The 25,167-nt window shown below is 64.7% G+C and carries 23 protein-coding genes; 11 read left to right on the top strand and 12 right to left on the bottom strand.

Features of this window, described 5'->3' with window-relative positions; all coding sequences use genetic code 11:
* Position 1: 1 nt before the first annotated feature.
* The 3 genes from FJ957_RS01690 to FJ957_RS01700 all read right to left on the bottom strand — a co-directional run bounded on the left by FJ957_RS01690 (position 2) and on the right by FJ957_RS01700 (position 2,947).
* Positions 2-1,147: a hypothetical protein gene (locus FJ957_RS01690; protein ID WP_140827819.1), complete on the bottom strand. Its 1,146-nt coding sequence runs from the start codon at positions 1,145-1,147 to the stop codon at positions 2-4.
* A 34-nt stretch (positions 1,148-1,181) separates the two neighbouring features.
* Complete coding sequence (locus FJ957_RS01695) at positions 1,182-2,270, bottom strand: hypothetical protein (RefSeq protein ID WP_140827821.1); 1,089 nt, start codon at positions 2,268-2,270, stop codon at positions 1,182-1,184.
* Between the two features lie 287 nt (positions 2,271-2,557).
* A complete protein-coding gene (locus FJ957_RS01700; RefSeq protein ID WP_140827823.1) occupies positions 2,558-2,947 on the bottom strand; it encodes a cytochrome c family protein in 390 nt (129 codons plus the stop codon).
* Positions 2,948-3,151: 204 nt separating this feature from the next.
* Between FJ957_RS01700 and FJ957_RS01705 the strand changes: the two genes are divergently transcribed.
* On the top strand, positions 3,152-3,613 hold the full coding sequence (locus FJ957_RS01705; protein ID WP_246685750.1) for a DMT family transporter: 462 nt from the start codon (positions 3,152-3,154) through the stop codon (positions 3,611-3,613).
* A gap of 6 nt (positions 3,614-3,619) precedes the next feature.
* On the opposite strand, the gene FJ957_RS01710 is transcribed toward FJ957_RS01705, so the two are convergent.
* Positions 3,620-4,231: a thymidine kinase gene (locus FJ957_RS01710; RefSeq protein WP_140827829.1), complete on the bottom strand. Its 612-nt coding sequence runs from the start codon at positions 4,229-4,231 to the stop codon at positions 3,620-3,622.
* Positions 4,232-4,479: 248 nt separating this feature from the next.
* Between FJ957_RS01710 and FJ957_RS01715 the strand changes: the two genes are divergently transcribed.
* From FJ957_RS01715 to FJ957_RS01730, 4 genes are all read left to right on the top strand, one after another.
* On the top strand, positions 4,480-5,415 hold the full coding sequence (locus tag FJ957_RS01715; protein ID WP_140827831.1) for a choline ABC transporter substrate-binding protein: 936 nt from the start codon (positions 4,480-4,482) through the stop codon (positions 5,413-5,415).
* A gap of 201 nt (positions 5,416-5,616) precedes the next feature.
* Entirely contained in the window at positions 5,617-6,471 is an 855-nt protein-coding gene (gene choW / locus FJ957_RS01720) for a choline ABC transporter permease subunit (protein ID WP_140546562.1), read from the top strand.
* Complete coding sequence (gene choV / locus FJ957_RS01725) at positions 6,468-7,649, top strand: choline ABC transporter ATP-binding protein (protein WP_140827833.1); 1,182 nt, start codon at positions 6,468-6,470, stop codon at positions 7,647-7,649. Before choW ends, choV begins: the two co-directional genes overlap by 4 nt.
* 108 nt (positions 7,650-7,757) lie before the next feature.
* Positions 7,758-8,795, top strand: coding sequence for an MBL fold metallo-hydrolase (locus tag FJ957_RS01730; RefSeq protein WP_140827835.1), 1,038 nt, complete (start codon positions 7,758-7,760; stop codon positions 8,793-8,795).
* A 117-nt stretch (positions 8,796-8,912) separates the two neighbouring features.
* Here the strand turns inward: FJ957_RS01730 and FJ957_RS01735 are convergent, their stop codons facing one another.
* Positions 8,913-10,982 carry a transcriptional regulator gene (locus FJ957_RS01735; RefSeq protein ID WP_246685751.1) on the bottom strand — a complete coding sequence of 690 codons (2,070 nt, stop codon included), beginning with the start codon at positions 10,980-10,982 and terminating at the stop codon, positions 8,913-8,915.
* Between the two features lie 169 nt (positions 10,983-11,151).
* On the opposite strand from FJ957_RS01735, the gene FJ957_RS01740 reads away from it, so the two are divergent.
* Both FJ957_RS01740 and FJ957_RS01745 read left to right on the top strand, forming a co-directional pair.
* Positions 11,152-12,237 carry a pyridoxal-phosphate dependent enzyme gene (locus FJ957_RS01740; RefSeq protein ID WP_140827837.1) on the top strand — a complete coding sequence of 362 codons (1,086 nt, stop codon included), beginning with the start codon at positions 11,152-11,154 and terminating at the stop codon, positions 12,235-12,237.
* 82 nt (positions 12,238-12,319) lie between these two features.
* Positions 12,320-13,798: a pyridoxal-dependent decarboxylase gene (locus FJ957_RS01745; RefSeq protein WP_140827839.1), complete on the top strand. Its 1,479-nt coding sequence runs from the start codon at positions 12,320-12,322 to the stop codon at positions 13,796-13,798.
* A gap of 20 nt (positions 13,799-13,818) precedes the next feature.
* On the opposite strand, the gene FJ957_RS01750 is transcribed toward FJ957_RS01745, so the two are convergent.
* The 3 genes from FJ957_RS01750 to FJ957_RS01760 all read right to left on the bottom strand — a co-directional run bounded on the left by FJ957_RS01750 (position 13,819) and on the right by FJ957_RS01760 (position 16,411).
* Positions 13,819-14,193, bottom strand: a complete 375-nt coding sequence (locus FJ957_RS01750; RefSeq protein ID WP_140827841.1) for a YciI family protein — start codon at positions 14,191-14,193, stop codon at positions 13,819-13,821.
* A gap of 95 nt (positions 14,194-14,288) precedes the next feature.
* On the bottom strand, positions 14,289-15,698 hold the full coding sequence (locus FJ957_RS01755) for an ATP-binding protein (protein WP_140827843.1): 1,410 nt from the start codon (positions 15,696-15,698) through the stop codon (positions 14,289-14,291).
* Complete coding sequence (locus tag FJ957_RS01760) at positions 15,695-16,411, bottom strand: response regulator transcription factor (RefSeq protein ID WP_140645734.1); 717 nt, start codon at positions 16,409-16,411, stop codon at positions 15,695-15,697. Before FJ957_RS01760 ends, FJ957_RS01755 begins: the two co-directional genes overlap by 4 nt.
* A gap of 238 nt (positions 16,412-16,649) precedes the next feature.
* Here FJ957_RS01760 and FJ957_RS01765 point away from each other — a divergent pair, with 238 nt between their 5' ends.
* The 4 genes from FJ957_RS01765 (at position 16,650) to clpS (ending at position 18,154) form a co-directional block, all read left to right on the top strand.
* A complete protein-coding gene (locus tag FJ957_RS01765) occupies positions 16,650-16,952 on the top strand; it encodes a hypothetical protein (RefSeq protein WP_140827845.1) in 303 nt (100 codons plus the stop codon).
* 37 nt (positions 16,953-16,989) lie between these two features.
* Positions 16,990-17,226: a hypothetical protein gene (locus tag FJ957_RS01770; protein ID WP_140827847.1), complete on the top strand. Its 237-nt coding sequence runs from the start codon at positions 16,990-16,992 to the stop codon at positions 17,224-17,226.
* A 148-nt stretch (positions 17,227-17,374) separates the two neighbouring features.
* Entirely contained in the window at positions 17,375-17,719 is a 345-nt protein-coding gene (locus tag FJ957_RS01775; RefSeq protein WP_140827849.1) for a hypothetical protein, read from the top strand.
* A 129-nt stretch (positions 17,720-17,848) separates the two neighbouring features.
* Entirely contained in the window at positions 17,849-18,154 is a 306-nt protein-coding gene (clpS, locus tag FJ957_RS01780) for an ATP-dependent Clp protease adapter ClpS (RefSeq protein ID WP_140827854.1), read from the top strand.
* A gap of 179 nt (positions 18,155-18,333) precedes the next feature.
* Here clpS and FJ957_RS01785 read toward each other — a convergent pair whose 3' ends face one another.
* The 4 genes from FJ957_RS01785 to FJ957_RS01800 are packed head-to-tail and all read right to left on the bottom strand — an operon-like array spanning position 18,334 to position 25,162.
* Positions 18,334-20,421 (bottom strand): hypothetical protein, encoded by a 2,088-nt coding sequence (locus FJ957_RS01785; protein ID WP_140827856.1) that lies wholly within the window; start codon positions 20,419-20,421, stop codon positions 18,334-18,336.
* 3 nt (positions 20,422-20,424) lie between these two features.
* The gene (locus tag FJ957_RS01790; RefSeq protein WP_140827858.1) at positions 20,425-23,244 is read right to left on the bottom strand and encodes a DUF4159 domain-containing protein; all 2,820 of its coding nucleotides are present in this window, start codon (positions 23,242-23,244) and stop codon (positions 20,425-20,427) included.
* Positions 23,241-24,158 carry a DUF58 domain-containing protein gene (locus FJ957_RS01795; RefSeq protein WP_140827860.1) on the bottom strand — a complete coding sequence of 306 codons (918 nt, stop codon included), beginning with the start codon at positions 24,156-24,158 and terminating at the stop codon, positions 23,241-23,243. Before FJ957_RS01795 ends, FJ957_RS01790 begins: the two co-directional genes overlap by 4 nt.
* On the bottom strand, positions 24,158-25,162 hold the full coding sequence (locus FJ957_RS01800) for a MoxR family ATPase (protein ID WP_140827862.1): 1,005 nt from the start codon (positions 25,160-25,162) through the stop codon (positions 24,158-24,160). The genes FJ957_RS01795 and FJ957_RS01800 overlap by 1 nt, the downstream gene beginning before the upstream one ends.
* Between the last annotated feature and the right edge of the window lie 5 nt (positions 25,163-25,167).

The raw sequence follows: 25,167 nt of genomic DNA on the forward strand, positions 1-25,167 counted from the left end.
GTCAGACGTCGCTGATGACCTGTCCGTTGGACAGGATGTGGACCTTGTAGCCGGAAAAGATCTTTTGCGCCTCACCCGCGGCATAGAGCGCCTGGTAGGCCTCGTGCGGGATCAGCGCGTGGTTCTCGTAGCTCGACACGCCCTGGCGCGCCGCTTCGAGGTCGTCGGTGTTGATGAAGAATTCCTGCGTCGTCTTCTCGCTGGAGAACAGGCCCTTGCGGCCGGGTTTCTCGGCCTTGGAGAAGACCTCCTGGATGGTCCAGGTGAGCAGCCAGGCGTTTTGCGGCTTGCGCACCTTGGCCAGCACCTCGGTCACTGTCGAATTGTTGTCGGTGATGCCGGCCGAGTAGAAGGGTCCCAGCACCACGCGCCGCAGCTGCTTGGGATGCAGCGGCTCGAAATCCTTGTCGAGATTGACCGCGATCGTCGCCGGCGAGAGCGTATAGGCCGAGTTCTTCTCGGTGAAGTCGTCGAAGCGGTGCGCAAGCTCGGGGTTGAGCAGGCCGTCGACGGGAAGCGGAATATCGACCTTCTCGTTCAGCTTGCCGTTCACGTCGACCAGCTGGCGCACCATGTTTTCCGAGGAGTCCTCCACCGTCACCATATAGACCAGCGGCAGGTTGGCGCTGCCGTCGAACGTCGCCCAGTGAACGAGATAATAAGGCCGCATGGTCTTCGGGTTGACCGAGACCTTGGCTGTCTGCGCCAGGGTAAACGGACCGAAAGTCGCCTCGCTCTTGACGTCCTCCAGATAGAGCCGCTCGGCCATCGATTTCTGCAGCGCCTCGGGAAACTCCTTGTGGCGCAGGATGAAGTCGGCCATCTCCTCGCGTAGCTCACCAGCCTGTGGGATGTTGGCCAAGCGGGCATCGGCCTGCTGGCGGTCGTTTTCCAGCTCGAGCAGGTTCTGGAAAACGGGATAGCCGCTGTCAGCGCGCGAAATGCGAAACGTGTCCATAAAGCCCAGCCGGTTGCGCCAGCAGGCAAAGGACTTGTCCAGCCGCGCGATATACTCCGCGACGATCCTGGCGACGATGCCGTGCCGGTAGAGCGGCGAGCGGTCGTCGCGCATGAACACTTCCAGCCCGCTCAGCGCCGCCGTGATGGCGGAGAAATAGCGTGCCGCCGCGTCGTTTTCAGGTGTCATGTGGCTGCCGTGGAAATGAAGTCAGCGCCGCCGCCTACGACTGCACGTAGTTTGCCGAATTGTGCTTCTTCATCACATCGTCGAAGCGGCGGGCGAAGGCATCGTCGGCGAGCTTCTTGCGGCGCTGGATGTCGGCGCTGGCGACCATGTTCTTCTCGTGCATCTCGAGCAGGTCGCCGATGTGCTTCTGCGAGGCGGCACCGATGCCGGCCATCGTCTCCTCGGCGGTGTTGTCGACCTGGCTGCCAAGCGTGTTGATCTTGTGGGCGACGTCCTGCTGGGCGGCGGTCTTCAGCGAATCTTCCAGCGCCTTGTACAGCACGATGCGCTGCTCGGTGTCGATCGTCAGCTTGTTGATCAGCGTCGACTGCGCGGCGATCTGGTTGTTGAGCGAATCGACGAAGGTCTGGAACATCGAGGTGTAGCGCTCCAGCGTCTGGCTTTCGGCCAGCAGCTCCTGTTCCTTGGCCTGCTTTTCGTTGTATTCGGTCGCCATCTTCGAGCGTTCACCCTCTAGCTCGGTGCGCTCCTTCTGGGTCGTCGAGGCGGCGATCTTGTTTTCGATATCGAGCAGCTGAGGGTTCAATTCCTCGATGCGCTTCTGCACCGCCTCGAGGTTGGTCATCGTCACCTTGCGGCGCTCGATAACCTGGGACAGGCTGGTCTCCGAGGTCTTGTAGCGCTGGTCGAGGACCTGTTTTTGCGCTTTCAGGATGCCGACGATGGTGTCCGACTTCGCCAAAAGCTCCTGCAGATTGCCGGCCAGCGACATGTTGCGGACGCGCTCGGTGCGCATGCGCTGCTTGCGCTGCGCCGAAAAGACGCCGACGAAGTTTTCCCAGCCGGTGTAGTTCTTCATGCTTTCGAATTCGGCGCCGAAGACGTTGGTGGCGTCCTCCAGCCCGATGATCAGGTCGGCGATGTTGCCTTCCATGACCTTCTGCTGCTTGAGCACGTCCTCGATGCGGGCGTTCTCGATGTCGAAATTGGCGTCGCCGATCTTCTTGTCGGCCTGGGCGAGCGTGTCGAGCACGGTGCCGGACTGCTCGATCTTGGTGCGCATGTCCTGCACGACCTGCTTGGTCTTGGCAATTTCGGCATCGAAATTCTGCAATGTCGCCATTGGGGCCTCCCGCTTCGGCATCCGGTTCCGTGTCGTGGCGGCGAATATATGTGGGGCTTCAGGGGATTGAAAGAAGGAAGACAGGAGAAGCGTCGAAACAAAAGAATTGGTTGGATCCTTGAAAGGCAAGGCAAGCATACGCGTGGCGACCATTAAGGGCATCGCCGCCGAACAGCTTCAGCTTATATGCCTTAAGCTATTGTTTTCACGGACGGCCAAGGCGATGAACCAGCACAGGCAAATCTCTGGCGCCGGCGGCAATACCGGCTTCTTCCTTCCAACATCGATCAGGGTTTGGGGTCGGCCTTGAGATAGGCAATCACGTTGGCGATGTCTTCATCGCTGGTCAGTCCGGTGAAGGCCATTCTGTTGCCTGGAACCTTCTGCTTGGGCGCCTTGAGATATTCGGCAAGATTGGCTTCGTCCCAGATGAGACCCGCGGCGCCGGCATCCTTCATGGCTTGCGAATAATGGCTTGCGAAGCTTTCAGCGGAGCCGGCCTTGCGGCCGACGACGCCCATCAGATGCGGGCCGACCTTGTCGCGGTCGCTTGCCGCCTCATGACAGGCGATGCAGCGATTGAAGACTTTCTTGCCCAGAGCCGGATCGCCATCGGCATGCGCTGCAAGGCCGCCGGCAAGCAGGAAAAGAGCTGTGGGCGAGATGGCTCGAAACATGGCGGGGTCTCCGGCTGGTTCTGGCTGGGCTGGAAATTAGGGCGCCTGCATTAACAAGGCAGCATAGTTCGCGCGACGACGAGATTGCGCCTGATGCGGCCGCCTCGTCCAGATAGCCGCAATCAAGCCTGTTGGGCCAGATCGCGGCGCAGGAAGTCGCTCAGCCGCTCAACGGCTGTCGTCGTCGACAACGGGTTGCGCAAGATGCCAATCTCGAGGTCCGGCAGTCCTGGCAGCCCCTCATTGGTGCTCACGCTCGGCGCTGCCCTGCTTTACGCGGTGGCGACGATCCTCGCCAAGGGTCTCGGACAACAACGGGCCGCGGTCACGGTGCTTTGCCAGACACTTGTGGGCGTCGTGATGCTCGCCCCGTTCGCCGACATCGGTCATCCCATGCCGCCGGCATCGTGGGGCTGGCTGGCAGGGATCGGCATCCTGCCTACGGGCATCGCCTATGTGCTGATGAATTCGGCCTTCCCACGCTTGACGACGCCGGTGATCGGCATCGTCACCTTCATCTATCCGGTCGTCGCCATCATCGACTGGGCTTTGTATGCGCATCCGCTTCGGCCGGCGCAGGCCGCCGGCATTGTGCTGATAGCGCTGGCGACACTCGGCGTTCGGCTTGGCTGGCGGTTTCCTGTACGGCGTGTCTCCGTCGCCTGAAGCAGCTCAGCCGCTCACAAAGCCGATGAAGTCGTCGGGCGCAGCCCTGCCCATCTCCTCTTCCCAATGCCGGCGGCAGAGCGAGACATAGACATCCTTGCCGATCGCCACCTGCTCGCCCTGCTTCGCCACCTTGCCGTCGGGCCCAAGGCGCACCACCATCGTCGCCTTGCGTCCGCAACGGCAGATGGTGCGCACCTCGCGCAGGTCGTCGGCGATGGCGAGCAGCGTTCGCGAGCCCGGGAACAGATTGCCCTGGAAATCGGTGCGCAGGCCGTAGCACATGACCGGAATACCCAGGCGGTCGGCGATGCGGGCGAGCTGCCAGACCTGCTCCTCCTCGAGGAACTGCGCCTCATCGACGAAGATGCAATGCACCGGGGCATGCCGGTGGTGCTCGGCGACCCGGGCAAACAGGTCGTCGCCGCCGCGGAACATCTCGGCCTCGGATTCGAGGCCGATGCGCGACGAGATCAATCCGGTGTCGCCCTTGCGGTAATGGCCGGCGACGAACAGCATCGTCGACATGCCGCGTTCGCGATAGTTGTAGGACGCCTGCAAAAGCATGGTCGTCTTGCCGGCGTTCATCGTCGCGTAGTGGAAATAAAGCTTGGCCATAGGTGCTTTTAAGCCGACTTGCCGCCGTGCGGGGAGAGGGCACCGGCTCCGTCCACCAAAAACTCCCTGCCGTTCAAAAAATCCATGTCGCTCAAAAGGCTGTCATGTCGCTTAATGACCAGCGCGCGCCGTTCATCGTGATGTTGAACCGCTTGAAACGACATCAAAATGGTGTTTGGCTGACGAAACAAGGCGGGCGCAAGAACCGTGACTTCGCTTTGCCTCGAGAATCTAATGGGAGAAAGTTCATGTCGCGTATGAAATCTTTCGTCGCGGGCCTCGGCCTCGCGGCGCTTCTGTCCACGACCGCCGCCTATGCCGGCGATCCTGCGAGCTGCAAGGCGGTTCGGCTCTCCGATGTCGGCTGGACCGACATCCAGGCCACCACGGGGCTGGCCTCGGTGCTGCTCACCGCGCTCGGCTATGAGCCGCAAGTGATCCAGCTCTCGGTGCCGGTGACCATGGCTTCGCTGAAGAACAAGGACCTCGACGTCTTCCTCGGCAACTGGATGCCGTCGATGACCAACGACATCAAGGACTACACCGCCGACGGGTCGGTCGAGACGATCAGCACCAACCTGACCGGTGCCGGCTACGGCATCGTCGTGCCGACCTATGTCGCGGATGCCGGCGTCAAGACGCTGACCGATCTCGGCAAGTTCAAGGACAAGTTCAACGGCAAGATCTACGGCATCGAGGCCGGCAATGACGGCAACCGCATCATCCTCGACATGATCAAGAACCCGAAGGACAACCTCGAAGGCTTCGAACTGGTCGAGTCGTCCGAAGCCGGCATGCTGACGCAGGCCGAGCAGTCTATGAAGAACAACGAGTGGATCGCCTTCCTCGGCTGGACGCCGCATCCGGTGATGGGCGCCATGAAGATCACCTATCTCGACGGCATGGGCGATAGCGGCTTCGGCGCCGCCACCGTCTATACCAATGTGCGCAAGGGCTACACCACCGAATGCCCGAACGCCGGCAAGTTCATCGCCAACCTGAAGTTCAATCTCGACATGGAAGGCGAGATGATGGACGCGATCCTGAAGGGCGGCGACGCCCAGACGGTGGCGACGGACTGGCTGAAGAAGCATCCTGACGCGGTCGCGCCCTGGATTGCCGGGGTCACCACTTTCGACGGCGGCGACGCGGCCGCTGCCGTCAAGACCGCGCTCGGGAGCTGAGCCGGCTTTGAGTCCGGAATGATCATCCGGAAGAGGGCAGCCAGATAGAAAAGGCTGCCCTTTTTCTTAAAGCGCTCCGCACTTTAAGTCTCTGTTTTTACGCATGTCATTTTCCCAAAACCGCTGCGCACTTTTGGGTGACATGCGTTAAGCTGCGAGAAGCTGACCGTACGGCAAGTACGGCGACGCCGAGAGGGGAAGATGGATCCGATTTCGAAATTCCTGACCGACTACAAAATCCCCATCGGGCCGTGGGGCAAGGCCTTCTTCGGCTTCCTGACCGACAATTTCGACACCATCTTCCGGGCGTTTTCAAACGGGCTGAACTTCATCCTCGACGGGGCAGTGGATCTGCTGCTGATGGTCCCGCCCGTGCTTCTGGCGCTGGTCATCGCGATCATCGCCTGGCTGCTGCAGCGTTCGCGGCCGCTCGCCATCGGCGTCTTCCTGGGTTTGATCTTCATCATCAACCAGAATCTGTGGAAGCAGACGGTGCAGACGCTGGTGCTGGTGGTTGCGGCCGCCGCCATGGCCATGGCGATCGGCGTGCCGCTCGGTATCTGGGCCGCGCACAAGCCGAAGGTCTACCGGGTCATGCTGCCGGTGCTCGACCTGATGCAGACGCTGCCGACCTTCGTCTACCTGATCCCGGTGCTGACGCTGTTCGGCCTCGGCAACGCGCCCGGCCTCATCGTCACCATCATCTTCGTCATCCCGACAGCCGTGCGCCTCACGCATCTCGGCGTGGTTTCAGTGCCCAAGGCGATCGTCGAAGCGGGCGAGGCGTTCGGCGCCACCAAGCGCCAGCTTCTGTGGAAGGTGGAGCTGCCGTCGGCGCTGCCGACCATCATGGCGGGCCTGACGCAATCGATCATGCTGTCGCTGTCGATGGTGGTGTTCGCCGCCCTGATCGGCGCCGGCGGCCTCGGCACTGAGATCAACCGCGCGCTGGGTTCGCGCCGCATCGATCTCGGGCTTGAGGCGGGGCTCGCCATCGTCGTGCTCGCCATCGTGCTCGACCGCATGACCCGCATCGGTGTTGGAGGCAAGAAATGACCGTCGCGGTTGATTTCAAAAATGTGGACATCGTCTTCGGCGCCGATCAGGCAGGTTCGCTGGCGATGATCGACAAGGGCGCTACGCGCGCCGAGATCCTGGAAAAGACCGGTAACGTGCTGGGTTGTGCAGGCGCCAGCCTCACGGTGCATGAAGGCGAGATCTCGGTGCTGATGGGCCTGTCCGGCTCCGGCAAGTCGACGCTGCTGCGGGCCGTCAACCGGCTCAATGTGGTGTCGCGAGGCCAGGTGCTGGTCAAGGACGGCGACCGCACGGTCGATGTCGTCACCTGCGACGAGGCGACCTTGCGGCGGTTGCGCCAGAAGCAGGTGGCCATGGTGTTCCAGCAGTTCGGCCTGCTGCCATGGCGCACGGTCGAGGAAAATGTCGGCTTCGGCCTCGAGCTTGCAGGCGTGCCGGAGGCGGAACGCAAGGCGCGCGTGCAGAAGCAACTGCAACTGGTCCATCTCGACCAATGGTCGAAGAAATACGCCCATGAGCTTTCGGGCGGCATGCAGCAGCGCGTCGGTCTTGCGCGCGCCTTCGCCACCGAGGCGCCGATCCTGTTGATGGACGAGCCGTTCTCGGCGCTCGACCCGCTGATCCGCACCAAGCTGCAGGATGAGTTGCTGCAACTGCAGGCCGAGCTGAAGAAGACCATCATCTTCGTCAGCCACGACCTCGAGGAGGCGCTGAAGATCGGCAGTCACATCACGATCATGGAGGGCGGCCGCATCGTCCAGACCGGCGCGCCGGAAGACATCGTTCTGCGGCCTGCGAACGACTATGTCCGCGACTTCATCGCCAATGTGAACCCCTTGTCGGTGCTGACGGCGTGGAACGTGATGCGGGATCGCCGCGACCTGGAGCAGGGCGACAATGGCTGGGTGTGGCTCGACCGGCGTAAGACGACGCGCTTCAAGATCGACGACCACGGCTTGGTGGCCGCGGCCGAACGCGACGGCAAACCGGCGGTGTGGGTCTCCTGCGCCGATGTCGAGCGTCAGCCGGAGGAAGGGGCCCAGGTGTTCTGGGCCAATCCCGGCACGCCGCTGAAAACGGTGATGCTCGCCATGCACCGCTCGCAGACGGCGCCGGTGGCGCTGTTCGACGAAGGCTCGCGCTTCGTCGGCGCGATCGGCATCCGCGACGTGCTGAGCGCGGTGCTGCGGCGCTAGGGTTTCCAGCCTTTTGGATGGGCAAGCGGTCTCCCGCTGGCGGGCACCTCGCGCTTGCTCTAGACTGGCCGACAGCCGGGCCACCGGCCTCAGGCGAGAGAGGCGCGAATGATCTTCCGTCAGTTGTTCGATTCCGTTTCCGGCACCTATTCCTATCTGCTCGCCAGTCGGCGCGGCGGCGAGGCGCTGATCATCGATCCTGTGCTGGAGAAGGTCGAACGCTATCTGCAATTGGTCAATGAGCTGGACCTGAGGCTGGTCAAGGCGGTCGACACGCATCTTCATGCCGACCACATCACCGGCCTCGGCGCGCTGCGCGACAAGACGCATTGCGTGACCGTGATGGGCGAGCAGACCAAGGCCGACGTGGTGTCGATGCGGCTTGCCGATGGCGACAAGCTCGGCATCGAGGGACTGGCGCTCGACGTCATCTACACGCCCGGCCACACCGACGATTCCTACAGCTTCATTCTGCCGGACCGGGTCTTCACCGGCGACACGCTGCTTATCCGCGGCACCGGCCGCACCGACTTCCAGAACGGCGATCCGCGCCAGCAATATGAATCGATCTTCGGCCGCCTGCTCAAACTGCCCGACGAGACGATGATCTTCCCGGCGCATGACTACAAGGGCGAGACCGTGTCGACGATCGGCGAGGAAAAGGCCTTCAACCCGCGCCTGCAGGTGAAGTCGGTCGACGAATATGTGAACATCATGAACAATCTCAACCTGTCCAACCCGAAAATGATGGATGTGGCCGTGCCGGCCAACATGCGGGTCGGGCTGCACCAGGACGATATCGCCAGCCGCGGCTGGGCGGTGAGCGCGGAGCAGGCGCTGGCGCTGGTCGGGCGGCCCGACGTGGCGCTGGTCGACCTGCGCGAGCAGACCGAACGCGAGCGGCACGGCGTTATTCCCGGCGCGATCCATCTGCCCTATGCGCGGTTGCAGGAAAATATCGCCGCCGGCGGCATGCTGCATGAACTGGCGAAGTCTACCAGCAGGCAGATCCTGTTCTATTGCGCCTTCGGCGAGCGCTCGGCGATGGCGGTGCAGGCAGCGCAGGATGCCGGTATTGCCAGTGCCCGCCACATCCAGGGCGGCATGGACGCCTGGCGCAAGGCCAGCGGGCCGCTGATGCATTAAAGCGCGTCGCGCTGAAGCGGATTCAGGCGACGCGCTTTTAAGCCTTTGTTTTCATGCATGTCGTTATCGCAAAACCGCTGCACACTTTTGCGCGACATGCATTAGGCCCGATTGGATTCAATTCAGCCCGATCAGCTTCGCGCCATTCCGGAAGAGAGCCTCACCATCCCGGTCGAAACGGAATGTCGCGATGAAGTCGTCGGCGCGATAATTCGGAAAGGTGTTGCGGATCATGGCGGCGTAATTCCGGGCCTCGTCCCGCCGGCCGGCCAGCGCCAGGCAATGGGCGGCGATCGCCAGGATGATGACATGAGCGTTTGGCCTCGCGGCCGCCTTCAGCGCCCATTCCGCGGCCTCGTTGTATTCGCCGAGCCGCGCATGCGCCATGGCGCGGGCGCCCATCATGCCGAACAGCAGCGGATCGAAGGGGCTGAGATGACGCGAATGATCGGACGAACCGATCGCCGATTGCGGGTCGCCCGACTGCGAATGGACGAAGGACAGCGCATAGTGGCCGAGCGCGAAATTGGGGCTGAGGTCGACGGCGCTCGCCAGCTCGAGCAATGAACCGTCCTGCTCGCCGCGCAGCCACAGCGCCCGCCCCATGGCCCAATGGGCGGCCGGGTTGCGGTCGTCGACCAAAAGGCTCCGGCCGGCGCTTTCGAAGGCAAGCGCGGCCTCGCGATCGCGCTCACCCCAGCGCTGGAAGGCATTCTGCCAATGGGTGAAGGACATGCCGGCATAGGCGCGCGCGAAAGTGGGATCGAGCTTCAACGCCTCGCCGAAGAAATGCTGCGCCAGCTCGTTTTCCTGGCGGGTGAAGCGATACATGTGCCAGAGACCACGATGATACGCCTCCCAGGCATTGAGCGAGTTTGGCGCTTTCAGCAATGCGCGGTTGCGCTCCACCGTCGCGATCTCGGCGGCGATCGAGGAGACGATGCTGTTGCCGATATCCTCGATGACGATGAAGACGTCGTCGGGATTGTGCTCGAAGGTCTCGGCCCAGACGATTCTCGCCGTGCGCACCTCTACAAGCTCAATGGAAACGACGATACGGCCCGGCAGGCTGCGCACCGAGCCCGTCGTGACATAGTCTACATTCAGCCTGCGTCCGGCATCTTCCGGCGCAATGTTCTTCTCGGCGAGCGCGAAGACCGAGCCGCGGGCGATGACGAAGAAATCGCGAAGCTTGGCAAGCCGCGTGATGATGTCATGCGTGAGGCCGTCGGCGAGGCCGCCGCGGAAGCCGCCAGCGCCGGCGCTCTCCGCAAACGGCATCACCGCGAGCGACGCCCGGCGTGTCGCAACAGGCTCGGATTCGATAGCGGCGACGGGCGGCTCCGAGACCGGGAAAGCCGACCCGGATCTGGCGCATGGCGTTGCGCCGGCGTTCCGTGCTCTTATCTCCTGCCACGCCTCGCGCAGCGGCGTGAAATCCAGATCCTCCGAGTGGAACAGCTCCGCCGCCGTGGCAAGATGCTCCTCGCCGGCGCCGATCTGTCCGCGCCGGGCCAGATTTTCCAGCAGCGCCACATGCGCACGGCCATCGAACGGCGCGAGCTCCAGCCATTTGTCGATATAGGCGCCGGCCTCATCGGCTCCGGGCGGGACAAGACCGATGATGTGCTCCAGGACGGCGACATGGCACGCGCTGAAACGGCGGCGCTGCGCCGTCAGCCAACTGCCGAAATGCGGGCTGCGATCGAGCTCAAGACCGTCGAGAAAGTCGCCGGCGAAATGTTGCGAAAGCGCCTGTAACCGCATGAGATCGAGCGTCTCGACCCCTTCGGCCACCGCCGCGGCGGCATCCAGCGCGTCCACATGGACATCGTCGAGGCGAAGCGACACCGTATCGCCATGGGTTTCGACCCGGCGCCGATCCGGGTCGTCAAGCGCGACGCGCAGCTTGCTCAGGCACCAGCGCAGCTCGCCGCGCGGATCGTTGGGCACGTCCCAGAAAAGTTCGCAAAGGCGGCTGCGGCTGACAGGGTGGGGCGCCAGCGCCAGATAGGCAAGCAGCGCGCGCAGCTTGCGCGACGAGGGCAAGGTAACGGGCACCCCATCGCGGGCAACCGTCAGTTGCCCGAGCAGCCTCACGGACAGGCCTACGGGGACGGGCAGGCTCGATCGGGTGGATTCCACGTATGTTTCCACGCTTTCTCCAACGCTGGCCAGTTGGTCCATATTCTATCACCAAAGACGACAGGAGGCAGCCGGCAGCCCCATTCCGCGCCGGACGCCGCCGTTGCCGCTTTTGCGGCAGATCAAGCGACCTATCGCGGCCAGGTGTCGAAACCGCGCCGCCAAAGCTGCCGGTCTGTAACCGGCACGTGAGGACATCGAGGAGAAAGCCATGTTGCATCAATTGAAGATCAGAACCACGTCCGGGCGCGGCCGGCTGTTCGACAGCATTCTCGATACCGTCGGCGACACGCCGGTCATCCGCGTCAACAATCTCGGGCCGGGTCACGCGACGATCTATGTGAAGGCCGAGTTCTTCAATCCGGCGGCCTCGGTCAAGGACCGGCTGGCGCTCAACATCATCGAGGAAGGCGAGCGCAGCGGTAAGCTCAAGCCCGGCCAGACGGTGGTGGAGGCGACGAGCGGCAACACCGGCATCGGCCTTGCCATGGTCTGTGCGCAGAAAGGCTATCCGCTGGTGGTGACGATGGCCGACAGCTTCTCCATCGAGCGGCGCAAGCTGATGCGCATGCTTGGCGCCAAGGTGGTGCTGACACCGCGCGCCCAGAAGGGTTTCGGCATGTACAAGAAGGCGGTCGAGCTCGCCGAAGCCAATGGCTGGTTCCTGGCGCGCCAGTTCGAGACCGAGGCCAATGCCGCCATCCATGAGGCGACGACGGCGCGCGAGATCATCAATGATTTCGCCGGGTCGCGCCTCGACTATCTGGTCACCGGCTACGGCACCGGCGGCACGGTTGCCGGCGTCGGCCGTGTGCTGCGCCGAGAGCGGCCGGAGGTCAAGATCGTGCTGACCGAACCGGCGAACGCGCAGCTGATCGGCAGCGGCAAGCGCCAAGAGCGCGGCACCGGCGGCGCGCCGGCCGCCAGCCACCCGGCCTTCGAGCCGCATCCGATCCAGGGCTGGACGCCGGATTTCATCCCCAACGTGCTGCAGGAGGCGATCGACCAGCGCTACTATGACGAGTTGGTGCCGATCTCCGGTCCCGAAGGCATCAAATGGGCGAAGGCGCTGGCGCAGCAGGAAGGCATCTTCACAGGCATTTCGGGCGGCGCGACGTTCGCCGTGGCGCGGCAAATCGCGGGCAAGGCACCGGCCGGGTCGGTGATCCTGTGCATGCTGCCCGACACAGGTGAGCGCTACATGTCGACGCCGCTCTTCGATGGCATCGAGGCCGACATGGACGCCGAGGAAACGGCGCTGTCGCGTTCGACGCCAAGCTGCCAGTTCGAAGCCTGACAACACCGACCGCGACGCCGCCCCCGCATGGCGGCGTCATTCTTTTATGCGCGGGTCGACCCGCGCCGGCGGGAGAGGCGAGATGGATCCATTTCAGGAAGCGACGAACGCGGAAGAAACGCTCGATCCGCCGGATTGGACCGATGTGGGAGCGCTCTCGCACCGGATCCTCGACGATGCCATCGCCTATCTCAAGGATGTCCGCGACCGGCCGGTCTGGCGCGCGACGCCGACCGAGGTGCGGGCATTCTTCGGCGCACCGTTGCCGCGCTCGCCGGCGCCGGTGGCCGACGTCTATGACGACGTCGCCCGCAATTTGATGCCTTACCCGATGGGTAACGTCCATCCTCGTTTCTGGTCCTGGTACATGGGGTCCAGCAACTTCACCGGCGCGCTCGGCGACTTCCTGGCAGCGATCCAGGGTTCCAATCTCGGCGGCGGCAACCATGCCGCCGGACTGATGGACAGCCAGGTCGTCAACTGGATGAAGGAGATGGTCGGCTTCCCGGCCTCGGCCAGCGGCACGCTGGTCAGCGGCGGCTCGATGGCCAACATCATCGGCCTGACCGTGGCGCGCAACGTCAAGGCAGGCGTCGACGTGCGCGAACGTGGCGTCGGCGCCATCCCCAGGCCGTTGCGCTACTACGCTTCGGACCAGGTGCATTCCTGCCACCGCAAGGCCATGGAGGCGCTGGGCCTCGGCAATCGGGCGCTGCGGCGGATCCCGACCGATGCAGGCCTGTGCATCGATATCGCCGCGCTCAAGTCGGCAATCGCGGAGGACCGCGCGGCGGGATTCAAGCCGGCCTGCGTGATCGGCACCGCCGGGACCGTCAACACCGGCGCCGTCGACGATCTTCAGGCGCTGGCGAGCGTGGCGGGCGAAGAGGACCTCTGGTTCCATGTCGACGGCTGTATCGGGGCGCTGATCGCGATCGCGCCCGAGAGCCGATCGCTCGTCGCAGGCATCGAGCGGGCGGATTCCATCGCGCTCGATCCGCACAAATGGCTGCACGCGCCGTTCGAAGCCGGCTGCGCGCTGGTGCGGGACGCATCCGCGCACCGCAACACATTCGCCGTCACCCCGGAATATCTGGAATCGACGCCGCGCGGCCTCGCGTCCGGAGAGTGGCTTCACGATTACGGCTTGCAGACATCGCGGGGCTTCCGGGCGCTCAAAATCTGGATGGCGCTAAAGGAGCACGGCGTCGAAAAGTTCGGCCGGCTGATCGACCAGAACATCGCCCAGGCTCGCTACCTGACCCGACTGATCGAAGCGGAGCCAACACTTGAGCTGATGGCGCCGACCACAATCAACATCGTCAGCTTCCGCCACCGGCTGGCGGGCGGGTCCGAAGAGCGGCTCAAGGCTTTCAACACGGAGATCATGCTGAGACTCCAGGAGGAGGGCATCGCGGCCCTGTCCGACACGACCGTGCACGGCCGGCACTGCCTGAGGGTGGCGATTGCCAATCACCGCACGCGCCGCGACGATCTCGACCTGGTGGTCGGCGAGATGCTCCGGCTGGGACGGGAAATCGAGGCCGCGACACCGGCCTGAAGCATGCTCGGGAACCTGTCTCAACTTACCGTCAGCGGCGCCCCGGGCAGATAAAGCGCGATCGGTCGGATCTCGTAGACGGCGCTTGGGTTGACGCGCTTGAGATCGCGCACGGCGGCGATCGCCTCGTCCTGGTTCGCACAGTCGAGGACATAGAGGCCGAGCAACTGCTCCTTGGTCTCGGCGAAGGGACCGTCGATCACCATGCCGTCGCCCGGACCGCGCAACGTCACAGCCTGTGCGGTCGCGGCCAGCCGCGCGGCCGGCCCGAGCTTGCCGTCGCGTGTCAGCCTGTCGTTGACCTCGAGCAGGTCCTTCATCAGCGCCGCATCCTCGTCGGGCGTCCAGGACTGCACTGTGTCTTCGACGTGGTAGGCGAGGACGGCGTAGAACATGGGCGTGTCTCTCTCGTGGTCAGGCGGACCGCACTATCACAAGGATGGTTCGGCTGATCCAGAGGCGCGGACGGCGGACTGAGGCCGCTCCTGACTCAAGCTGCCACCGGTAGCCGCAGCTCCGTCAGCAGGCCGCCTCCAGGGTAGTTGGAAAGATCGACCTCGCCGCCCGCGCCGCGGGCGATGTTGCGGGCGATGGTGAGGCCGAGGCCGAGGCCGCCGGTGGTGCGATTGCGCGATTCCTCCAGCCGCACGAAGGAGCCGAACACCGCGTCCAGCTTCGCCTGCGGGATGCCCGGGCCTTCGTCGCGGATCGAGAGCGTGATCGTGTCGCCCGATCGCCGCACGCCGAGATGCGCCTTCTTGCCGTAGGTCACCGCGTTCTGGATGAGATTGGTGATGCAGCGCCGCAGCGCCACCGGCCGCGCGATGCAGATCAGCCCGCGCGACGGGACAACGTCTTCGTCGAAGGATGCGCCGTCGAAGGAGTCCGCGACCGATTCAACCAGCGACCAGAAATCGATCCGCTCGGCCTTTTCTTCGGTCACCTCGAATTTGGCGAAGTCTATGACAGAGCTCGCGATGCTTTCGATGTCGGCAAGGTCGTGCGCCAGCGCCTCGCGCGCCGGCGACCTGCGCAACAGTTCGAGGCGCAGGCGCATCCGGGTCAGCGGCGTGCGCAGATCATGCGCCAGCGCCGCCGCGAGGTGCTCGCGGTCTTCGACATAATCGCGCAGCCGCATCTGCATGGCGTTGATGGCCTTTGCCGCAGCGCGGATCTCGCGGCTGCCGCTTTCGGCGATCGGCGGGCTTTTCAGGTCATTGCCGATGCGGGTCACCGCCGTTTCCATCATCCGGTAGGGCGCGGTCAGCCGGCGCAGCGACCATATCGACATGACCACGATCAAACCGGCGATCAGCGAATAGAGCGGCAGGCTGTCGAGGCTGAGAATAGGTCCCGCCGGCGTGATCGGCTCGGTGAAATTCAGCCACTGGCCGTCGGAAAAGCGCAGGGAGGCGGTCAGTTTGTCGCTCTGCGCGAAATCCGCGGCCAGGACCAGCAGGTCGCGCTCGACCTGGCCGACATCCTTGTTCACCGTCCGGCCATCGGGGACATCGGCCTCCTGGGTGGCCGGATCGCGCCGCACGCGCGCATCGGTGATGCCGAACTTCGACAGGCGGCCGACCAGGATGTCCTCCAACTCGGCAAGCTGGTCGTCGCCGGCGATCGAAGAGGTGACGGCGGGCGTGTCCGAAACCGTCAGCGCATAGGTCGAGTTGAACAGGCCGGACGCGGTCGCCTTGCGCTCTTCGGGCGTGGCGTCATGCATCAGCTGCACCAGCGAATAGGCGCGGTCGTTCAACCGGTAGAGATCGACGACGCTGTTGGCGGCCGCCCGGTCGCGCGCCACGATGTAGAGCGTCGTCACCTGGCTGAGCATGAGGCCGGCAATGACGATGAGCAGCACCCAGACTGGCAGTGTCTGCGGCAGGAAGCGTCTCATTCGGACGTCGTCTCGGGCAGGAACTGATAGCCGCCGCTGCGCACGGTCAGGATCAGTTTCGGCGTCTTGGGATCGTCTTCCATCTTGCGGCGCAGGCGGCTCACCAGAATGTCGACGCTGCGGTCGAAGCTGTAGCCGGTGTCGCCGCCGGAGAGCTCAATCAGTTGCTCGCGGGTAAGCACGCGCTGCGCGCTCTTGACGAAGGTCTGCAGCAGGTTGAACTCCGCCATTGTCAGTTCCACCCGGACGTCGTCGGGCGCCGTCAGGCGGCGCCTCGCGCAATCCATGGTCCAGCCGGCAAAGCGGTAAATCTGCTTGGCCGTGGGGCGACGCGGCTCGGCGCTGCCGTTGCGCCGCAGCACCGCGCGGATGCGGGCCAAAAGCTCGCGCGGGTCGAACGGCTTGGGCACGTAGTCGTCGGCGCCCATTTCAAGGCCCACAACGCGGTCGGTCGTTTCAGTGACCGCGGTCAGCATGATGATCGGCGTGGTGTAGTTGGCGCGGATCTCGCGGCAAAGCTCAAGCCCGCTTTTGCCGGGCAGCATCACGTCGAGAACGATCAGGTCCACCGGCGTGCGGCGCAGGACCGCTTCCATTTCGATGCCGTCGGCAGCCACCGTCGTGTGCAGGCCGCGCTTCTGGAAGAACTCCTGCAGCAGGTCGCGTATGCCCTTGTCGTCGTCGACGATCAGTATGTGTGCATCGGATTTCACTCGAGACCTATCATTCTGTTTGCCGGATATCCCTTCGCTAAACACCCACACGATAGAATTCGGGCCACATCTTGGCCAGTGGCCACGATCGTCGCGCCGGCCGGATTCCCCAGAAACAATCCAGAAACAAAATTCTACAGTCGGGAAAAACTGGTGAAAAATTTCAAGGGCATAACCGGTGCCGTGGCGGTCAGGTCATCGGCTGCGACGCAAGTTTCCGGAGTAACGGACAAGACCAATGCACAGGTTCTGGATCAGCGTGACGGGTGCTTTGCTCAGCATATCGCTCATCACAGCAGCGACCGGCGCCTCCTCCGCTAAGGTCGCGCCGCTCACCCGGACCGAGCGTTGCACCAATCTGAGCCGTCAGGTTGACGAAGCCCTCGAAACCCATGCCGCGGCAACGCAGGTCACCGCGGCGAAAGCACTGCAAAGAAAGGGAAACCGGTTCTGCGCCAACAAGAAACAGGCACAGGGAATCCGGATGCTCGCAAACGCTTTGAAGCTGCTTGGAGTGACACCGATCGATCCCGTTCAGTGACGCTCATCCAGGCCTGCAAGAAAAAGGAAATGAAGCCATGAAGAAGTCCATCCTCTCCGCCCTCGGCCTCGGTGTTGCTCTCGCTTTCGCGATGCCGGCGCTCGGCAACGCCGCCGCCACGACCACCGCCGCCCCGGCTGCCTCGACCGCGACCACCACGGCTGCTCCGGCCGACAGCACCGCGAAGCCGATGAAGAAAGTTGCCAAGAAGACCGTCAAGAAGCACAAGAAGGCTGCGAAGAAGGTCGTCAAGAAGGACGCCCCGAAGACCTGATCCAGGCCTCGGCATCCTATTCTACAAAGCCGCTCCGGCTTCGGCAGGAGCGGCTTACTGGCGGCAGAAGCCCGAAACCGGCAGGCTCTAGCCGCACCCAGTCCAATGCTTAACCCGATCGCAATGCCGGTGCTTTAGGACAATCCGCATGAAGAAGCGGTTTTCGTCCCGGATGCGTTCGCTGATGCTTGGCGGCCTGATCGCCACCGCGGCCGCACGATCGTTGATCATCTTTACCGCAAGCCCCGTGCCGGATCCCGCCAGCGGCAGGACCGAACCCGAGCTCTTCGCGCCCGCCATCTCCTCGAGCTTCCACTACATCACCCCGGCGCAGTCCTGGATCCTCATCGTGCTGACCGGCATGACGCTGATCGGATTGGCCGGCTGGATATTATTTGCCTTCATGGAACGCGGCTCCGGCATGGATGGTGACGCCGGCTCCGGCAGATCCGGCACCGCGATGCGCCGCCCATTCGGGCGCCAGGGCCGTTGACCCATCGGCAGCGCTTACCCACATAGGGTTGATCGTCCAGGCCGGCGATATCCGCGCGCGCAGTTGGACGTATGATTTCCTACGTGACAAAGTGAGAGCGAGAGAGCCCAATTCTCGCTGCCGGATCCGATGCCCGAAACCGTCAACAAACCCCGTACCAAGCCGCAGCCGAAGACCGAGCGGCCGAAGCTCTACAAGGTCATCCTCGTCAATGACGATTTCACGCCGCGCGAGTTCGTCGTGACCGTGCTCAAGGGCGAATTCAAGCTCAGCGAGGATCAGGCGCACCGCGTCATGATCACCGCGCATATGCGCGGCGTGTGCGTCGTTGCGGTGTTTACGCGCGATGTCGCCGAGACCAAGGCGACGCGGGCGACCGACGCCGGCAAGGCCAAGGGCTATCCGCTGCTGTTCACGACAGAACCGGAAGAGTAGGGGGCAGGGCGCTCTTTTCCTTCTCCCCTTGCGGGAGAAGGTGGATCGGCGCGCAGCGCAGAGACGAATGAGGGGTGTTCCAGCTTGGCGCCAACTATCCCTTACCCGGATTGCCAACCGATTTGTGAAGGACAAATCGAGGCAATCCGACCTCTCCCGCAAGGGGAGAGGTGAAGAGCCTACCGCCCTTCGCGATACCACATCGAGCCGATGGCGAGCAGCAGCAGGCCGAGGCCGAGGAAGCCGCCGAACAGAGGGACGCGCGACACGGCCTTGAGCGTGCTGTCGTCGGTGGTGCGCAGGCCGATCCAGTCGTCGCCCGAAGCGGCCGCGGAAGAGCGGACAGGGATGATCGACGGCAGCGTCACGCCGCCGGCGAGATTGCCGAGCGTCGACGACGGGGCCAGCCGCCGCACGCTGCCGCCGGTCGCCTCGGCAGGCGCCTTCAGCCTGTCCTCGGTCGAGATCACGTCGGAAAATTCCGGCGCGTTGATCGGGCCGACATGGGCAAGCGCGGTAAGGTCGCCATTGCCGATCTGGTAAAGGCCTATCTCGCCGGTCTGCAGGCTACCGGTGAAGATGCCGGGCTCGGCTTTCTCGAGCTTGACCGTCACCGCCTTGCCGGATGGCGTGATGACCTGGGCGGGACCGGGATCGTCGCTCATCGTCTGGCGGCGGATTTCAAGCATCATGCCGCGGCCGTCGGCGGTCAGCCGCTCCTCTTCCAGTTCTGGCTCCTTCATCAGCCAGTGGGCGATGCGGCGGTAAAGCTGGACATGCGGTCCACCGCCCTCGAAGCCGCGCGCCCACAGCCAGCCCTGGTCGGAGAGGAGCATGCCGACACGGCCTTCGCCCTTGCGGTCGAGCAGGAGCAGAGGCCGGTTGTCGGCGCCCTTCATCACCACTTCGCCTTGCGGATTCTTGACGCCGATGGTGCGGAACCAGCGGCTCCAATGCGGCGGCTCGCTCGCCGAGCCGTCGAGCCCGCGCGTCACCGGATGGCGCTGGCCGAGATCGGTCAGGCGCGGATAGAAGGCCTTGTCCACCACCTCGCCGGTCGGCATGGCCGGCAGCGCGGCGTTCAGCGGCGTGCGGGCAATGGAGTTTTCGCCGGCATATTCGGGACCGGCGGCAATCAGCAGCGCGCCGCCCTTTTCGACATATTCGGAGATGTAGTCGTAATAGAGGATCGGCAGCACGTCGCGGTGCTGGTAGCGGTCGAAGATGATCAGGTCGAAATCCTTGATCTTCTCGACGAACAGCTCGCGCGTCGGGAAAGCGATCAGCGACAGCTCGTTGATCGGCGTGCCGTCCTGCTTTTCCGGCGGGCGCAGAATGGTGAAGTGGACGAGATCGACCGATGCGTCCGACTTCAAAAGGTTGCGCCAGGTGCGCTCGCCGGCATGCGGCTCGCCGGAAACCAAGAGCACGCGCAGGTTCTCGCGGATGCCGTCGACCAAAGCGATCGCCCGGTTGTTGGCGTCGGTCAGTTCGCCGGGCTCCCGGTCGATGCCGAGCTGGACGATGTTGCGGCCGGCATTGGGTATGGTGACCGAGAGCTTCATCGGCTGGCCGACGGTCGCGTGCTCGACCGAGACCTGCTCGCCATTCACCGAGACACGCACGTCCACCCGAGGGCCATCGCCTTCCGTCGAAATGACGCGGTAGGTCATGTCGAGCGGCTTGCCGACGAGGCCGAAGCGCGGCGCGTTCTCGAAGCGGATGCGGCGGTCCTTCTCGTGCTCGTTGCCGGTGATCAGCGCATGCAGCGGCGCGTTGAACTCCGGTGCGCCGGCCGGCGCATCATGCACCTCGCCATCGGTGATCATGACCGCGCCGCCGATGCGCGACGGCGGCACGTCGCGGAAAGTGCCCTCCAGCGCGCTGAACAGCCTGGTTTCGGTGCGCTCGTCGGCGGCTTCGGACTTGCCGGCCTCGACGACACGGACATCGAACTGCTTGAAGCGGGCAAGACGCTGCTGCAACCCGGCTAGCGCCTCGTCGGTCTGCTTGGCGCGGTCGCCGATGTCCTGGCTCTGGCTGCGATCGACGATGAGAGCGACGACGCTCTTCAGCGCCTCGCGTTCCTCGGCGAGGAACACCGGGTTGAGCAATGCCGCGGCAAGCGCGAGCAGCGCGATGAAGCGCAGCGCCGAGCCGCGTTGGCGGAACCACAGGCCGATCAGCGCCAGCAGCAGCAACGGCACGAAGAGCAGGCCAAAAAGCGGCCAGGAAACCAGCGGTTCGAAGGAGATCGACCAGTTCATGACCTACTGCCCCAGCCGTTCGAGCAGCACGGGCACATGCACCTGGTCGGATTTGTAATTGCCGGTCAGCATGTACATCATGATGTTGACGCCGGCGCGCAGCGCATAGACGCGCTGCATCGGATCCGGCGGCACGGTCGGCAGCATCGGGTCGCCGTTCTCGTCGATGGCCCAGGCGCCGGCGAAATCATTGGCGGTGATCATGATCGGCGAGACGCCGTCGCCGGTGCGCACCGGGCGGTTCTCGGTGTTGCTGGCGTCGAGCGAGGCCTCGACCCAGAGTGGGCTGCCGTTGAAGCGGCCGGGGAACTCCGGAAGGATGAAGAAGGATTTGGTCAGCACGTGATCCGAAGGCACCGGCTCCAGCGGCGGCACGTTGAGATTGCCGAGGATGTCGCGCAGCCGCTCGGTCGCCGGGCTTGCCGAGCCGGCGCCGATGCCGTTTGAAAACTGGTCGCGCGTATCGAACAGAACCGTACCGCCCTGCTGCATATAGGCGTCGATGCGGGCGATCGCCGCCTGGCTGGGCATGGGCGCCGACGCGTCGATCGGCCAATAAATCAGCGGAAAGAAGGACAGCTCGTCCTTGGCGATGTCGACGCCTGCCGGCGGACCGGGCTCAAGCGCGGTCTTCTCGATGAGGAAGCGCGTGAGGCCTTCGAGGCCGGCGCGGCTGATCGAATCGACGCCGGGCTCGCCGGTGATCACATAGGCCATGCGGGTTTTCGAGATGTCCTCGATCGCCTGGGTGTCGCCCGGCTTCGAATCGTCGGCGCGGGCAAGGTCGGCGTGGCCGAAGAGCCCACCCAGCACGACGAGAGCGGCGGCCGTTGCCGTCACGGCCGTGCGGCGCGGCCGGCGCGTCAGCAGGCCGCCCATCCAGAACACGGCCAAAGTGTCGAGCACCATCAAAAGGAGCGCGATGGCGACCAACGGTCCTTTGAGGTTCTCAGATTCGTCGAAGGCATAGGGGACGGTTGTCACCGGCAGCGAAACCTGCGGGCGCGCCAGCGGCGCGAATGTGCTCGAAGCGTTAAGAAGATTATGCGCGAACACACCGGTCTCCGAACCGTAAAGGCCTGGCGGGTTTTCCAGCGTCACCGGCAGCGGACCGGCGCCGGGCACCAGCGGCCGCGCATCCGGCGAGGGCGGCGTCAGCATGCCGTCGGCGCCGATCATGCGGTAGGGTGCGAGCGACGCGGCGGCGGCCTCGGCATTGGCAATCGCAGCGCCCTGGTTGCGCGACAATTGCACGACGCGTCGCAGCATCTCGACGAAGCTGCCGGAGATCGGCAGGTTCGACCAGGTCGCCTCGGGCGTGACATGGAAGAGCACCAGCGTGCCTTTGTCCTTCTTCATGCCCGTCACCAGCGGCGTGCCGTCGGCAAGCGTGGCCCAGGTGCGCTCGACGATGTCGGGCGTCGGCTCGGCCAGAACCTGCCGGCTCACCGTCACCTCGGAGGGCGGTGAAAGATCGGCAAAGGGGCCGTTCTTCGGGAATTCGGTGACGGCCTGCGGCGTCGTCCACGACAGCGCGCCGCCCAACGCGCGCTCGCCACTGCGCAGCCTGACCGGCAAAAGGTCGTCGTCATTGCCGGCCGCGGCAAGGCGCGGGCCGGCAAAGCGCACCAGCGTGCCGCCCTTGTCGACCCAGTCGACCAGCCGCTGCTTGACTTGCTGCGGGATGGTGCCGACATCGGCCATGATGATCATCGCCGGCTTCTGGTCGAGAAGCTGCGGAATGGCGTCGGCAAGATCGGCGCTCGACGGCTCGACCAGGTCGGCAAAGGGCTGCAGGGCGCGGCGGATGTAGTAGAGCGGCGACAGAAGCGGCTGCGCCTGGTCGGCCTCGTTCTGTGACAGCAGGCCGACGCGCCGCCGTTTCGAACTCTCGTCCAGCACCCGCACGGCGCCGGCCTGGCGCTCGCCGTCGAGCGCGATCGAGGCGAAATCGTTGCGCAGTTCGAACGGAACCGCCATGGTGGCCGTGGTCGCCGCCTCGCCCGGCGCGAAGGTCAGCGTCGCATCGGCGATGCGGCGGCCCTTGTCGTCGAAGGCGCCCGCGGTGACCTGCGCCGGGGCCGGATCGCCCGGCGCGCGGATGGCGGTCAGCGCGAAGCCGTCGACCTGGTTGTCGGCGCCAATCAGGCCGGTCAGCGAAGGCCGGTCGGAAATGGCCCAAACCAGCCGTGTCGCGTTCTTTTCGAGCAGCGTCTTGAAAGCGGCCTCGTCGCCTTTAGCGGCAAGGCCATCCGCGAGCACGGCAACGCTGGCGCCGGGCAGGCGCTCCAACGCGGCGGCGACGCGGGCGTAGACGGCGGGCCTGTCGGTGGGGATCGGCCGGGGCTTTGCAGCGCGCAGATGGTCGAGCGCGGCCGAGGCATCGAAGGGGCCGATCTCGGCATTGGGCTTCTCGGCGGTGAAGGCGATGACGACCGGCACGCCGTTCGAGCCGGCATCGGCGATCAGCCGTTCGGCGGTGGCCACGCGCTTGTTCCAGTCGGCGGCGCTTGCCCAGCCATTGTCGATGACAAGCGCCAGGGCCGCGCCTTCCGCCGGCAGTTTTTCGCGCGGATTGAAGACCGGCTCGGCCAACGCCATAACGACGAGCGCCGCCATCAGCAGCCGAAGCAGCGTCAACCACCACGGGCTTTGCTGCGGGGTTTCCTCGCGCCTCAGGACCCGGGCAAGGATTTTCAATGGCGGGAACACTTCCGTTTGCGGCTTGGGCGGGGTGAGCCGCAGCAACCACCAGATCACCGGCAGCGCCAGAAGTCCCCACAGCACCATGGGCGCCCCGAAGGAAAGCGGCAGCCAGCTCATGCAACCGCCTTTCCGACATTATTGCTACCGTCGGCGGTCAGCGCCATGTGGATGCGCACCAGCGCCTCGGAGGCGAGACGGTCGGTGTGGTTGACGGTGTAGCTCCAGCCAAGACGCTTGCACCAGGCGGCCAATTCCTCGCGGCGGGCCCGGTAAAGCAGGCGGTATTCCTCGGCCAGCATCTCGGCGCGGCCGGCGGTCAGCTTGTCGCCGGTCTCGGGATCGGTGAACTCGGTGCGGCCGGCATAGGGGAAGGTTTCCTCGGCAGGATCGGCGACCTCGATCAGATGCGCGCGGACGCCGTGGCGCGCCAGCACGTCGAGCCAGGCCATGGTTTCCTCGACCGGATCGAGGAAATCGCTGACAAGCACGATGTCGCAGAAACGGCGGATGGCCGACAGATCGGGCTTGGCGGGAAGCGCGGCGGCATGGCTCAACTGGGCGGCGATGCGCTCGGCGCCGTTGCGGGCGGTGAACGGGTCGGTCAGGCCCGGCCAGGCGATGCGCTCGCCGCTGCGCGACAAAAGCTCGGCCAAGGCGAGCCCCAGCACCAGCGCGCGCGATTCCTTGGAAACGCCGGCGTCGGCCGATTTGTAGAGCATGGAAGGCGATGGGTCGGCCCAGAGCCAGACGGTATGCGCGGCTTCCCATTCGCGATCGCGGACATAGGTGTGGTCGTCCCTGGCGGAGCGCCGCCAGTCGATGCGCGAGGAATCGCCTTCGACATAGGGCCGGAACTGCCAGAAATTCTCGCCGATGCCGCGCTTGCGGCGGCCGTGCCAGCCGGCGATCACCGTGTTGACGATACGGCGCGCCTCGACCAGCAGGTCCGGCACCAATGAAGCCCGCAACCGGCCACGGGCGAGCGCATCGCGCGTCGCAACCGGTGCCTGGACCTCGCCTATTCGACCCATCAGATGCCTTTTGCCAGCTTCGCCACCACGTCACGCACGGAAGTGCCTTCGGCGCGGGCGGCGAAAGTCAGCGCCATGCGATGCTGCAGCACCGGTTCGGCCAAGGCGCGGACGTCGTCGACCGAAGGTGCCAACCTGCCATCATATAGCGCGCGCGCGCGGGCGCACAGGGTGAGCGCCTGGCTGGCGCGAGGACCCGGCCCCCAGGCGACGTGCTTGTCCGTTTCGGCATTGCCCTGGCCGGGCCGGGCCGAGCGCACCAGCTTGAGGATCGCCTCGACGACGCTTTCCGGCACCGGCATGCGGCGGATCAGCGTCTGGATTTCCCTCAGTCTGGCCGGCTGCAGCACATTGTCGGCCTTGGCTTCGTCGACGCCGGTGGTTTCGAGCAGGATCCGGCGCTCCGCCTCGATCTCCGGATAGAGGATGTCGACCTGCATCAGGAAGCGGTCGAGCTGGGCTTCCGGCAGCGGGTAGGTGCCTTCCTGTTCCAGCGGGTTCTGCGTCGCAAGCACGTGGAAGGGCGCGGGCAGGTCGTGGCGGGCGCCGGCGATGGTGACGTGATATTCCTGCATCGCCTGCAGCAGCGCCGATTGCGTGCGCGGTGAGGCGCGGTTGATCTCGTCGGCCATCAGCAATTGCGTGAAGATCGGCCCGGAAATGAAGCGGAAGGAGCGCTTGCCGAACTCGTCCTGCTCCATCACCTCGGAACCGAGGATGTCCGACGGCATCAGGTCGGGCGTGAACTGGACGCGGCGCGAATCGAGGCCGAGCACGATGCCCAGCGTTTCGACCAGCTTGGTCTTGGCAAGACCCGGCACGCCGACCAGCAGCGCATGGCCGCCCGCCAGCAGCGCCACCAGCGTGCGTTCGACGACCGCCTCCTGGCCGAAGATCACCCGGCCGACCGCGTCGCGGACCATGGAGACGTCGGCCAGCGCCTTTTCGGCTTCCTCGATCATCGCTTTTTCGCTGATCGGGCTTTCCTTGATCATCACGCTCATGCCGT

This window comes from Mesorhizobium sp. B2-4-6 (genome assembly GCF_006442775.1).
Classification (GTDB): Bacteria; Pseudomonadota; Alphaproteobacteria; order Rhizobiales; family Rhizobiaceae; genus Mesorhizobium.

Coding starts and splice junctions, on each gene's coding strand:
- FJ957_RS01785 (WP_140827856.1), bottom strand. CDS start 20,421: ATGAACTGGTCGATCTCCTTCGAACCGCTGGTTTCCTGGCCGCTTTTT.
- FJ957_RS01790 (WP_140827858.1), bottom strand. CDS start 23,244: ATGAGCTGGCTGCCGCTTTCCTTCGGGGCGCCCATGGTGCTGTGGGGA.
- FJ957_RS01740 (WP_140827837.1), top strand. CDS start 11,152: ATGTTGCATCAATTGAAGATCAGAACCACGTCCGGGCGCGGCCGGCTG.
- FJ957_RS01765 (WP_140827845.1), top strand. CDS start 16,650: ATGCACAGGTTCTGGATCAGCGTGACGGGTGCTTTGCTCAGCATATCG.
- FJ957_RS01730 (WP_140827835.1), top strand. CDS start 7,758: ATGATCTTCCGTCAGTTGTTCGATTCCGTTTCCGGCACCTATTCCTAT.
- FJ957_RS01770 (WP_140827847.1), top strand. CDS start 16,990: ATGAAGAAGTCCATCCTCTCCGCCCTCGGCCTCGGTGTTGCTCTCGCT.
- FJ957_RS01775 (WP_140827849.1), top strand. CDS start 17,375: ATGAAGAAGCGGTTTTCGTCCCGGATGCGTTCGCTGATGCTTGGCGGC.
- FJ957_RS01700 (WP_140827823.1), bottom strand. CDS start 2,947: ATGTTTCGAGCCATCTCGCCCACAGCTCTTTTCCTGCTTGCCGGCGGC.
- FJ957_RS01750 (WP_140827841.1), bottom strand. CDS start 14,193: ATGTTCTACGCCGTCCTCGCCTACCACGTCGAAGACACAGTGCAGTCC.
- choW (WP_140546562.1), top strand. CDS start 5,617: ATGGATCCGATTTCGAAATTCCTGACCGACTACAAAATCCCCATCGGG.
- clpS (WP_140827854.1), top strand. CDS start 17,849: ATGCCCGAAACCGTCAACAAACCCCGTACCAAGCCGCAGCCGAAGACC.
- FJ957_RS01800 (WP_140827862.1), bottom strand. CDS start 25,162: ATGAGCGTGATGATCAAGGAAAGCCCGATCAGCGAAAAAGCGATGATC.
- FJ957_RS01705 (WP_246685750.1), top strand. CDS start 3,152: ATGCCAATCTCGAGGTCCGGCAGTCCTGGCAGCCCCTCATTGGTGCTC.
- FJ957_RS01755 (WP_140827843.1), bottom strand. CDS start 15,698: ATGAGACGCTTCCTGCCGCAGACACTGCCAGTCTGGGTGCTGCTCATC.
- FJ957_RS01695 (WP_140827821.1), bottom strand. CDS start 2,270: ATGGCGACATTGCAGAATTTCGATGCCGAAATTGCCAAGACCAAGCAG.
- FJ957_RS01715 (WP_140827831.1), top strand. CDS start 4,480: ATGTCGCGTATGAAATCTTTCGTCGCGGGCCTCGGCCTCGCGGCGCTT.
- FJ957_RS01735 (WP_246685751.1), bottom strand. CDS start 10,982: ATGGACCAACTGGCCAGCGTTGGAGAAAGCGTGGAAACATACGTGGAA.
- FJ957_RS01745 (WP_140827839.1), top strand. CDS start 12,320: ATGGATCCATTTCAGGAAGCGACGAACGCGGAAGAAACGCTCGATCCG.
- FJ957_RS01710 (WP_140827829.1), bottom strand. CDS start 4,231: ATGGCCAAGCTTTATTTCCACTACGCGACGATGAACGCCGGCAAGACG.
- FJ957_RS01795 (WP_140827860.1), bottom strand. CDS start 24,158: ATGGGTCGAATAGGCGAGGTCCAGGCACCGGTTGCGACGCGCGATGCG.
- FJ957_RS01690 (WP_140827819.1), bottom strand. CDS start 1,147: ATGACACCTGAAAACGACGCGGCGGCACGCTATTTCTCCGCCATCACG.
- choV (WP_140827833.1), top strand. CDS start 6,468: ATGACCGTCGCGGTTGATTTCAAAAATGTGGACATCGTCTTCGGCGCC.